An 11,389-nucleotide genomic window follows, 5' to 3' on the forward strand; every position below is an offset into this window, starting at 1 on the left:
ATCAACGATATTTTCCTTCCTGATTCCTTTATCTGTTAATGCTTTTATATTTCATCAGCCAACTCTATTTCCAAGAAATTATCAAGTTATGTTTGCCAAATATTCCGTAGTAACAAAAAAGATTATCAATGATATTTTACTTCCTTTTCCTTATCTATCTGTTAATGCTTTTATATTTCATCAGCCAACTCTATTTCCAAGAAATTATCAAGTTATATTTGCCCAATATTCCGTAGTAACAAAAAAGGTTGTCAATGATATTTTACTTCCTGATTCCTTTATCTGTTAATGCTTTTATATTTCATCAGCAAATTCTATTTCCAAGAAATTATCAACGATATTTTCCTTCCTGATTCCTTTATCTGTTAATGCTTTTATATTTCATCAACCAACTCTATTTCCAAGAAATTATCAAGTTATGTTTGCCAAATATTCCGTAGTAACAAAAAAGATTATCAATGATATTTTCCTTCCTTTTTCCTTATCTATCTGTTAATGCTTTTATATTTCATCAACCAACTCTATTTCCAAGAAATTATCAAGTTATATTTGCACAATATTCCGTAGTAACAAAAAAAGATTGTCAATGATATTTGACTTCCTCCTTCCTTCTTCCTGATTCCTTCTTCCTTAAACTTATAAAAAATGCGCTTAAAATCTCTCGACGTATTTCGTGGAATTACAATTGCTAGTATGATTCTTGTTAATAACCCAGGCAATTGGAATTATGTTTATCAACCCTTACTTCATGCAAAATGGCATGGTTGTACACCCACAGATTTAATATTCCCTTTTTTCTTATTTATTGCAGGCGTAGCTATGACTTTTTCCCTGTCAAAATACACCGATAAAAATAAACCTACTCCACAAATTTATCAAAGAACTTTCCGGCGATGCTTAATACTTTTCCTATTAGGTTTACTCCTAAATGGCTTTCCTAACTACAACTTAAATACTATTAGAATAATGGGAGTATTACAACGTATTAGTTTAGCCTACCTTTTTGCAGCAATAGCCATTCTTAACCTTTCCCGAAAACAACTTTACTGGCTTTCCGCTACACTACTAATTGGATACTCAATAGCCATGCAATTAATACCCGTTCCTGGTCATGGTATTGGCAACCTTTCCCCAGAAGGAAACCTTGGTGCTTATATTGACCGACTCATTCTTACCCAACAACATTTATGGGCAAACAAACCTTATGACCCAGAAGGATTATTTAGCACTTTACCCGCCATAGTAACTGTTTTGATTGGTTACTTTACAGGAGAATGGCTCAAAAGTCAATCAATCAAAAGTCGTACCAGTTTAAACTTAGTAATTTCTGGTTTAATCTGTTTAGTAGTCGGGTATTTGTGGGGAATATTTTTTCCTATCAATAAAGTTTTATGGACAAGTTCCTATGTAATATTTACTGCTGGATATGCTCTACTTTTATTAGCTATTTGTTATGAGGTAATTGAAGTTAGAGGTTGGCAAAAATGGGGATATCCATTTCAAGCAATGGGGTTAAATGCCATATTTATATTTGTTGGTTCTGGATTGTTAGCAAGATTAATGATTTATAACTATATTAATAGTGCAGAAAATTCCCCTAATATCAAAACTTGGATATATGAACAATTTTTCCAATCTTGGGCAGGTTCATTGAATGGTTCTTTGATTTTTGCGATTGTCAATGTATTATTTTGGTGGGGAATTTCTGATTTAATGTATCGTCGAAATTGGTTTATTAAAGTATGAGTATTCAGGTATAGTAATCCTAATTTTTATTATTGGGTAATTTCATATTTGCAGAAATATTTTTTCCCTATTTCCTATTCCCTAAAATAGTTAAAAAACTAAAATAGTTAAAAATAAACGTAAGCATTTCTTGCGGAATGCTGTGCCAACAGCTATTAGCTTTCAGCTTGAGCGCAATGTTCTTCAAACCTTAAGGAAGAAGTTTAAGTTAATATATTTGAAGTCTGTTTTTTTTAGTCAAAATTAATTATGATTTAATCAATAAAGCTTTGATCTAAAACTAAGAGGACTTACGCAGCCACCCTAGATATAGTGCTTAAAACCCCATGCGCAATGGTTTTTTAACTCTATATATAGTACCTTGGTGTAAGTCCTGACTAAAAGATAGCTGAGAGCTGACTGCTGAATGCTGTTTGCGTAGCATTCCAGAGGAAATATTTACAAATAAACATATTTGAAAATGAATATTAACCAAGATAATTTTATAGTTCGTCCGATGACTTTAGCTGATTTAAAATTAGCTATAAGTTGGGCTGCTAATGAAGGATGGAATCCTGGAATCGATGATGTTAATAATTTTTATGTAGCCGATCCGGAAGGTTTTTTAATTGGAGAATTAAACGGCGAACCAATAAGTTGTATTTCTATGGTCAGATATAGTAAAAATTTTAATTTTGTTGGTATTTATATTGTCAAACCTGAATGGAGAAAAAAAGGATATGGTTTCAGAACTTGGCAAGAAGCTTTCAAATTAATTAATAATCAATCTGCTGCTTTAGATGCTGTTTTAGAACAAGTTAATACTTACCGTAAATCTGGCTTTGAACCTGCTCATAGTCATCTCCGTTATCAAGGAATAATTCCTGGTAAAATATCTCCAGATATTCAAGACTTAAAGACTGTTAATTTTGAGAAAATTTGTAGTTACGATAGCCTTTATTTTCCTGCTGAACGTTCTAATTTCCTTAAATCATGGATTAATCAACCAAATGGTAAAAGTTATGGAATAATTAATGATGGAAATTTAATTGGTTATGGGGTGATTAGAAAAGCTCAAGAAGGATTTAAGATCGGTCCTATATTTGCTGAAAATCGAGAAATAGCAGAAAAGTTATTTTTGGCTTTATGCAGTTATTCCGACAATCAAAATGTTTATATTGATGTTCCAAATATTAATCAACCAGCTATTAATTTAGTAGAAGATTATCAAATGCAATGTGTTTTTGAATGTGTCAGAATGTATTCTGTTCAAAAACCAAATCTTGATTGGCAAAATATTTTTGGTGTGACTAGCTTAGAGTTAGGATAAACTTTCAAGAGGATTTAATAGAGTCAATGAAAATTTATCAATTAGGAACCAGGAAAATAGGATGTATCTCAATTTTGAATAAAACCAAAAACTTACTCCTTTTAGGGAATAGGTATGGAAAGAATAGGTATGGAGAAAAAAAGTATTTTGGCAAATGTGAGATGCACCCGGAAAATACCTTCTTTTTTATCATAAAATTCTACAAACATTAGTAATGGAAGAAATTTTTCAGAAAATCTAATTTGACAAAAGGTTGAGCAATTTTATTAAAGGCAAATTATAGTTGTATTTGCCCTTAATAAAAAATATACTTAAGGAGTGAGGATAAAATATCCTCCATGAATATTGGCACTTGAGTATAGTAATGAAATACTTCTGTGCAGAAAATATGGAAGTTAATAAATCCTCATTCCTTACTTTGTTTATATTTCAAAAATTAATTATGTTCTTTGTAGATAAACCATATATATCAGAATTTTTCAAAGCTACTATTAGAGATAACGCTATTCCTGTAGTAGGTACAGATATAGCTCAAAAAATGAACCTTTATAGTGGCACAAACATAATTACTGAAGACCAAGCAATAGAGATAGTAAAACAATTAAAAAATCCACCTATTTATACTACCTCTCAAAATTCCTATCATTGGATATCAGAACATTTACATTTCAGTGATATTTCTGAACAAATATAACTGTTTAAGAATAAGTCGAAATTTCGGCAACTAATAAAATCAATTTTTCCTAACTTCTATTTTAGAGAGATACCTAAAAAAGACCTAAAAAGAATTGAATTAGAGCAAATTCCACTACCATTTATTATCAAACCAAAAATTCTTTTTTAACCATGGGAGTTTATCAAGTCTCAAATTATAACGAATGAGTGAAAACCATCGATTTAATCACAGAAGAAATAGCTTAAACTAAAAACTTATATCCTGAATGTACATTAAACACCAATTCATTGATCATTGAAGAGTATATTAACAGTGAAGAATTTGCTGTTGATGCTTACTATAACTCCATTGGTTAACCAATTATTATGGGAATTTTTAAGCATATGTTTTCTTGAGAAAATAGTTTCAGTCATAGAGTTTATTTTTCATCGAAAGAAATTATTGAAAGTTACTTTTACGAATTTACAAATTTGCTCAAAAAAATTGGTAACTTGGCTAAAGTAAAGAACTTTCCAGTACATATTGAGCTGAGAAGAAATAGTAATAGTATTTTATTACCTATTGAAATCAACCCAATTCGATTTGGTCCTTGGTGCAGTACCGCAGATTTATCTTTCTTAGCTTATGGTTTTAACCCCTACTTATATTTTTCTTACCAGAAAAAGCCAGATTGTTCTAAAGTTTTTCAAGGAAAAGAAAGAAAATTATTTAGTCTAGTTATATTAGATAATTCTACTGGTAAAAATATCAATGAAATTACATCATTTAATTACGAGAAATTGCTATCAAATTTTGAAAAACCCATAGACTTAAGAAAGATAGATTACAAACAATATTCTATTTTTGGTATCCTGTTTATATAAACTAGAGAAGAAAATTTTATGGAAATTCAAAACATATTAGATTCAGATTTAAGTGAATTTATTACAGTAAATAAATAGCTGTAAGCATTCCGCAATAAATCCTGATTCATGAATCCTTATAAATAGGTTAATACATTAAAAATTAATCTGAAGTTTTTAGCTATATTCAAAGTATTTTAGATGGTAAGCATTTAGCTATCAGCTATTAATTCTTAACAAAGTAAAACAATCCTGGAAATTTAGAAATAATAAAAAGTTACTGTCCAAGTTCCCTTCCTAAAACTCAGAAGTAATTATTCATTACTAATTCCTAATAGCTGACTGCTTACTTGAGAATATCTTAAAAAAAGATGCTAAATGGATTATAAATAGCAATTCCTAATAACATCTAGCTAAACTCCTAAAAAGTTTGCTAAAATTATAAACTGCTAATTATATTGATTATTAATGTCAATATTGTTGACTTTTAAATTAGGAAAATTTTGACTTAAAAAATATGGTTCCAACCGTTATTGAACAATCTGGACGTGGCGAAAGAGCATTCGATATTTACTCTCGTCTACTGCGCGATCGCATAATTTATCTAGGAGAAGCTATAGATTCCGAGCTGGCCAATTTAATTGTAGCCCAATTATTATTTTTAGACTCAGAAGACCCAGAAAAAGATATTTACTTATATATAAATTCCCCTGGTGGTTCCGTTAGTGCGGGGATGGGTATTTATGACACAATGAGACACGTTCGACCTGATGTGTCTACTATTTGTATGGGAATAGCTGCTAGTATGGGAGCATTTCTTCTAAGTGGTGGAACAAAAGGTAAAAGAATGAGTCTACCACACTCTCGCATTATGATCCACCAACCATTAGGTGGTGCGGAAGGTCAAGCTACAGATATTGAAATTCAAGCTAAAGAGATTTTATACCTCAAAAAATATCTCAATGAATGTTTAGCAGAACACACGGGTCAAACCCTAGAAAAAATTACTGAAGATACAGAAAGAGACTTTTTTATGTCAGCTACCGAAGCAGTGGAATACGGTATAATAGACCAAGTTTATAACCGTAATAATTAGAGAATAGAGTGATGGGGAGTAATTTTTTTTGCTCAACTCTTGCTCAATCAAGTTAGCATTTTGAGCAAGAGTTTATCTAAGAACCAGCGCACTTTTTTACATCCTAAAAATGTTAAAACTTTTATTCTGTAGGGAGGTTGGCTCCAACGTCCTTAGGACTCTATAACTCCTATTCTTTCTGACTCTTAACTACTCCCTACTCCCTACCTTTATTAATTATGAATTAGGGTTTCCGTAAGAAAATATAAAAGGATTTATAGATAAATCTTTGAGAATTTTTAGGTAGAGAAAAAGTACCAGTTTTTAGGTCAAAAAGGTACGGTTCCCGAAAAATCAAAAACTTACCAGAATAAGGCTCACAACTATTAACTACTCCCTACTCCCTACTCCCTACCTTTATTATTATTAAAGCCCTTCTAAATGTTGTAAAAAGTGTTGTAATTTCTCAAAAGAAAGCCTTGTGCGACCTTCCTCCCCATAATTTTGTTTGAGAAAAGTTTTTCCTTTTGTTGCATTCCAACCTAAACGTTTAATTTCATTAGTAGTCTTGACAAATACTTCTAAATACTGCAAAAAACTTTGTAATTCATCTATACTTAATTGCTCTAAAGAATCTTTATTATGATTGTATTGAAAATAATCTTTTTGCTGCTTTGCTTTCCAACCTTGACTCTTAATTTCCTTAGTTACTCTCTGTAAAATATCTAAATATTCACAGAAATCTGATAATTCTTCAGAGGTTAAAAATTGTCGTGTTTTTTGACCATAGTTTTGCTCTAAAAAATCTCGCTCATTCTCTTTTGTCCACCCTAAACTATCCATCAAAATATCTATATTAACATTATCATCAGATACATCCTGTGATAAATCTGAGGCAGAAACTTTATTATTACTACTTATTGACTCAGTTAAGTTTATTTCCGAATTTATTGGTTCTGATTTAGTGATTTCATTGGCTAGATGACTTGTATAATCTATTATATTCTTCCCAACTTCATCAATCTTTTCTTTTTCCTGACTATAACTTGCATCTAACCAACTATCATCAAATTCACTTAAACCTTGTTGAACAGAATCAGATACATGATCATCATCAATACTAGACGACTTTGTAGTGATAAATTCATCCTTTTTTAGACCCGTAGAAATTTCAGAATTAATATTAGAATCTACCGTAATAAATTCATCCTTTTTTAGACCCGTAGAAATTTCTTTTTTCTCTAAAGCAGACGAAACAGTTGAAGTGTCAGAAACTTCCTTTAAATCTATATTTAATCCTGTTTTTGCTTTTGCTAATTTCTCTGTTTTTGTTGGTAAAGGAGTATTGACAGAATTTGTATCTGGTATAGAGGTTGTCGAAGATGGAGGAGACACAATAGAAGTCTGAGGTCCAGAAAAAGATGTATCAAACTTAAGAGTAGCAAGCGATCGCTCCCTGGCTTTATCTTCTGCCAACTCCACAGTATCAGCAGAGCCTAATCCAGTGGCTAAAGTTTCACCATTCACCTGGACTAGGACACGAACTACATATTTACCGTTATGAATAGTAATTAACTCAGAAATTAAACAGCCTGTAGGATAAAAAGCTCGAAAACGTTCTAACATAATTCTTTACTTGGTGAAACCTGAATAAATTTTAATGTCCAATCTATTAGATTAGCAAAAAATAGTTTTGCCAGAAGTCTAATTTGGAGCTATTATGAAACTTACACTGAAAAAAGGCCAAATGGCAATTCGGGGCCATCAAAAGAAATAAGAGGAGTAGGTTGACAAAAGTAACCATAACAAGGATAATGTCTTTCGATTAAATTGTGCTTTGCCCCAACTTACTTACTTCTCCAAATAAAAATTTCTCCACCTATGCCCATTAATTCTGAATCAATGTTCAATTGTTTGAGTAATTAATTCAACGGAGGAAGTCAAACCACAACAAGCATTTTATGTCTGAAAGGAAAGCTCTGAGTTCCCCAAATACTTCGGTGCGTTACGCTTTGCTAACGCACCCTACTGTATTGTTTCATCTAAAAATGATTAGAGAGTGGGGGATTGAGTAGGGACGTTCCATGGAAAGTCTGTACGGGAGAAAGATTTTTGTTGGGTTACTCCTGCACAGAAGCAAGCTACGTACCTCAACCCAACCTACATCTATTGCACCATTTTAGGTGAAACGCTCCACTACTGGATTGTGTCATCTAAAAATGTTCATTAGTAGAGTGGGGGATTGAGTAGGGACGTTCCATGGAAAATCTGTACGGGAGAAAGATTTTTGTCCTTGTTTCATACCTCAACCCAACCTACATCTATTGCACCATTTTAGGTGAAACGCTCCACTACTAGACTTTTCCTCTTCCATCCATCCGTGTGTCCGTGGCCAAATCCGTATGTGCTGAAAGGAAAGCTCTAAGTTTAGGTAATAGTAGAACGTGGTGAAAATAACCAATCAACTGCAAAAACCTAAAAGCTTTACCAATCAATACATTTGACCAAGAAATAAGGTCTCAAGTCTCCCCTTTCAAGGGGATGAAAAAAAGTTGATTCAGTATTTCAAGGGTCCTACTGAAGTAGGAGGTACTGATAACTGTTAGCGCAGCTCCGACCCAGGAGGCTAACTGATAACTGAAATGAGTTCCCTGTAACGGTCTAGGTGCTTAACCAACAAGACAACAGCAAAAACAGTATAACCGAAAAAAAAGGATAAAACGCTGCATGAAATTTTCCATCGCTACACTCCTAGCAAATTTTAGTGACGATAAATTAATTGCTCCCAAAGCAGTGGAGAAAAAACTAGATTGTCAAGATGAGCAAAGTATCCGCAAATTACAAATTTCTCTCGATGCTTTGGAAAAAATAGGAGTTCTTGCTAAAGACAAAGGTCGCTATCGACGACTTTTTGAAGATGCAGTTGTAGAAGCAAAACTGCGCTGCTCCAGTAAAGGATTTTGCTTTGCGATCCAAGACTCAGAAGGAACAGAAGACATTTATATACGGGAAAGTCACCTAAGTAATGCTTGGAATGGCGATCGCGTATTTGTGAAAATTATCAAAGAAGGTAGTCGTCGTCGGAGTCCAGAAGGAGAAGTCAAGTTAATATTAGAACGTGCCAACCCTTCCCTGTTAGCAAGAATCAAACAAATTAATGGACACAATGGAGAACCCTATTATCGAGCAGTTCCCCTAGATGATCGCCTGCTATTTGAACTTGACTTAATACCAGAAGGTCCAGATTTAGCAGATGCTGTAGATCACCTAGTTCATGTCGAAGTATTGCGCTATCCTCTGGGAGAAAAACGTCCGATCGGAAAAGTAGTTCAAATTCTGGGTTCCGATGCAGAAGCAGCAGATGACCTAGACATAGTATGTTGCAAACATGACTTACTCCGCTCTTTTCCTGATGCAGTTATCCAAGAAGCTGAATCTCTAGTAAATAAATCTATCAAAGAAGACCAAAAAAATAGACTAGATTTGCGTGAACTGCTGACGATTTCTTTTGGAGAAAGCTACAAAAAAGACATTAATCACGCTCTCAGTATAGAAAGTACAATCTCTGGTTATTGGCGAGTAGGAGTTCACATTGCTGATGTAGCTTACTTTATTCAACCAGACTCCCCACTAGATAAAGAAGCTCGGAAACGGGGTATCAGTATATATCTGCGAAACCAAGTAGTTCCCATATTGCCAGATCTATTATCGTGTGATTACTTTTCCCTGCTACCAGAAGAAGACCGACTAGCAATATCTATTCTGATTACTGTCAATAAAAACGGTCAGATAGTTGAATTTGAAATTGAACCAAGTGTGATTCAGGTAGATGCTCATCTTAGTTATGAGGAAACCGAAAAAATTATTAATGAAAATACAGAAGAAGAAGAAGAGGAAGCCGAGCTAACTTCAGAGCAACTGGAAAATACTATCCATCAACTTCAAGAGGTGAGTGCAGCAGTTCGTGGTGCTAGATTACGCAGAGGTGCTTTCGATCTAAACTTACCAGATGAAAAAAGCTATTATAACGATGAGAGTCCCTTGGGAGCAATGATAGTTCCGAAAATGTTTCCAGCTCGTTCCATGGTCGCAGAATTAATTGTCTTAGCAAACCAAGCAATAGCTAGTCATTTGCTAGCATTAGGAGTCCCGGCGATTTATCGAGTCCAAAATTCCCCAGATCCAGGGGATATCCAAGAATTGATGAAATTAGCTGCTAATCTTGGAATTGAACTATATCTAGAAGATGAAGAAGATATACAACCTGCTGACTATCTAGCATTTGTTGAAGAATTTGCTAACTCAAAATCAGAAAGAGTGTTGACATACTTGCTAGAAGATACTTTGAAACCAGCAATTTATAGTACCACTGCTCAACCTCATTTTGGATTAGCTTTACAACATGGTTATATTCATTGTACATCACCAATTTCCAGATATACCGATTTATTGATTTCGCGAGTATTACATACTGTCTTTAATGAAGGTCGCGATCGCCGTTCCAGTCGTTCTAAAGAAGGTGTAGAATTAGGTCATTCTTCATGTCATGGCAAAATCTCCTGGAATGTTTTAGCTCCAGAAATACAGCCAGAACTGGAAGCACAACTGTCATCAGTAGTGGTACATTTAACGGAACGGGAAAATATTGCCCAGGATGGTCAAGAAGACTTAGAAGGATTAATCAAAACTGGATTAATGAAGGAGCGCACTGGTCAAACGTTCCAAGGTTTGATTACAGGAGTACAGTCTTATGGTTTTTTTGTGGAAATTGAAATTGCTTCTGAGTCTAGAGAAAGCTTCAGAGTAGAGGGTTTAGTTCATGTATCTTCTTTGAAAGATGACTGGTATGAATATCGTTCCCGACAACAAACACTTGTCGGACGGAAAAATCGTAATCAATATCGACTAGGAGATATGGTAGAAGTACAGGTGAAGAGTGTTGATTATTATCGTCAGCAAATTGACTTGGTTGCAGTTAGTGGTGGCAGTAGCGTTTATGAGGATGAAGAGTTTTCCTCTTCCAGTAATTCTTATCGGTTTTGATGAATGAGTAGGGTGATGGGGTGATGGGGTAATGGGGTAATGGGGTGATGGGGTGATGGGGTGATGAAATAGTCTAGTAAGGGAGCAAGAAGCTCCCACTTGTAGTGCGGGAATCTTGCCCGCGATACCTCACGGAGAAGAGAAAAAGGAGAAAGTTTTTTGATCGCGCTTTGTCCGGATACGATCAGGACTTACGCATTATGAACGAGTTTTAGACATTTGAGATTGCTTTCCGTTCCGGAATGCTGCGCTTTCCATGTCGGTTCAAGCGCCGAAAACGCAATGACAAAATTGCGTTGCCTTGCGTAAGTCCTGATGATATTATATCAAATCTGCTGATTCGGTATAAAAAATTTTTCATCTTCACCCAAAGTGCCAATCTTTCTAAATTCCCTTCCCTCCTGACTCGTGACTCCTAACTCCTAGATTAACTATCTAATTAGGGCTTGGTGATTAAATATCAAAATCTTGACGAGCTTAAGGTTTTACCCTTTTCAGGGGCTTTGTTGCACAAAAGGTGACGTTTAGGCTATAAATAACATCAGGATCATACGAATCAGTAGATATGAGTAAGTCCAAGTCCAAGTCCAAGTCCAAGTCTAAGCCTAAGCCTCAATACAAGATCAAGAATTGGTCTGAGTATAATGCATCCTTGAAGCAACGAGGCAGCCTAACATTTTGGCTTAATCAAGAGGTAA

Annotated in this window: 7 protein-coding genes and 2 pseudogenes; 8 read left to right on the forward strand and 1 reads right to left on the reverse strand. The window is 34.2% G+C overall.

The window, feature by feature from the left end; genetic code table 11:
- The 6 genes and pseudogenes from VKJ25_RS18980 to clpP all read left to right on the forward strand — a co-directional run.
- A partial coding sequence (locus VKJ25_RS18980) for a hypothetical protein (RefSeq protein WP_324238206.1) occupies positions 1-289 on the forward strand: 289 nt, incomplete at its 5' end.
- Between the two features lie 356 nt (positions 290-645).
- Positions 646-1,746 (forward strand): acyltransferase family protein, encoded by a 1,101-nt coding sequence (locus VKJ25_RS18985; protein ID WP_324238207.1) that lies wholly within the window; start codon positions 646-648, stop codon positions 1,744-1,746.
- Between the two features lie 460 nt (positions 1,747-2,206).
- Positions 2,207-3,055: a GNAT family N-acetyltransferase gene (locus VKJ25_RS18990; protein WP_324238208.1), complete on the forward strand. Its 849-nt coding sequence runs from the start codon at positions 2,207-2,209 to the stop codon at positions 3,053-3,055.
- Positions 3,056-3,497: 442 nt separating this feature from the next.
- A complete protein-coding gene (locus VKJ25_RS18995; RefSeq protein ID WP_324238209.1) occupies positions 3,498-3,749 on the forward strand; it encodes a hypothetical protein in 252 nt (83 codons plus the stop codon).
- Positions 3,750-3,991: 242 nt separating this feature from the next.
- Positions 3,992-4,594 (forward strand): annotated as a pseudogene (locus tag VKJ25_RS19000) (ATP-grasp domain-containing protein); the annotation flags it as partial.
- Between the two features lie 496 nt (positions 4,595-5,090).
- Positions 5,091-5,669 (forward strand): ATP-dependent Clp endopeptidase proteolytic subunit ClpP, encoded by a 579-nt coding sequence (clpP, locus tag VKJ25_RS19005; protein WP_324238210.1) that lies wholly within the window; start codon positions 5,091-5,093, stop codon positions 5,667-5,669.
- 405 nt (positions 5,670-6,074) lie between these two features.
- Here clpP and VKJ25_RS19010 read toward each other — a convergent pair whose 3' ends face one another.
- On the reverse strand, positions 6,075-7,274 hold the full coding sequence (locus VKJ25_RS19010) for a hypothetical protein (protein WP_324238211.1): 1,200 nt from the start codon (positions 7,272-7,274) through the stop codon (positions 6,075-6,077).
- Positions 7,275-8,375: 1,101 nt separating this feature from the next.
- On the opposite strand from VKJ25_RS19010, the gene VKJ25_RS19015 reads away from it, so the two are divergent.
- On the forward strand, positions 8,376-10,691 hold the full coding sequence (locus tag VKJ25_RS19015) for a ribonuclease R family protein (protein ID WP_324238212.1): 2,316 nt from the start codon (positions 8,376-8,378) through the stop codon (positions 10,689-10,691).
- Positions 10,692-11,256: 565 nt separating this feature from the next.
- Positions 11,257-11,389 (forward strand): annotated as a pseudogene (locus VKJ25_RS19020) (IS5/IS1182 family transposase); the annotation flags it as partial.

Source organism: Okeania sp. (genome assembly GCF_035285525.1).
In the GTDB taxonomy this organism is placed as follows: Bacteria; Cyanobacteriota; Cyanobacteriia; order Cyanobacteriales; family Microcoleaceae; genus Trichodesmium.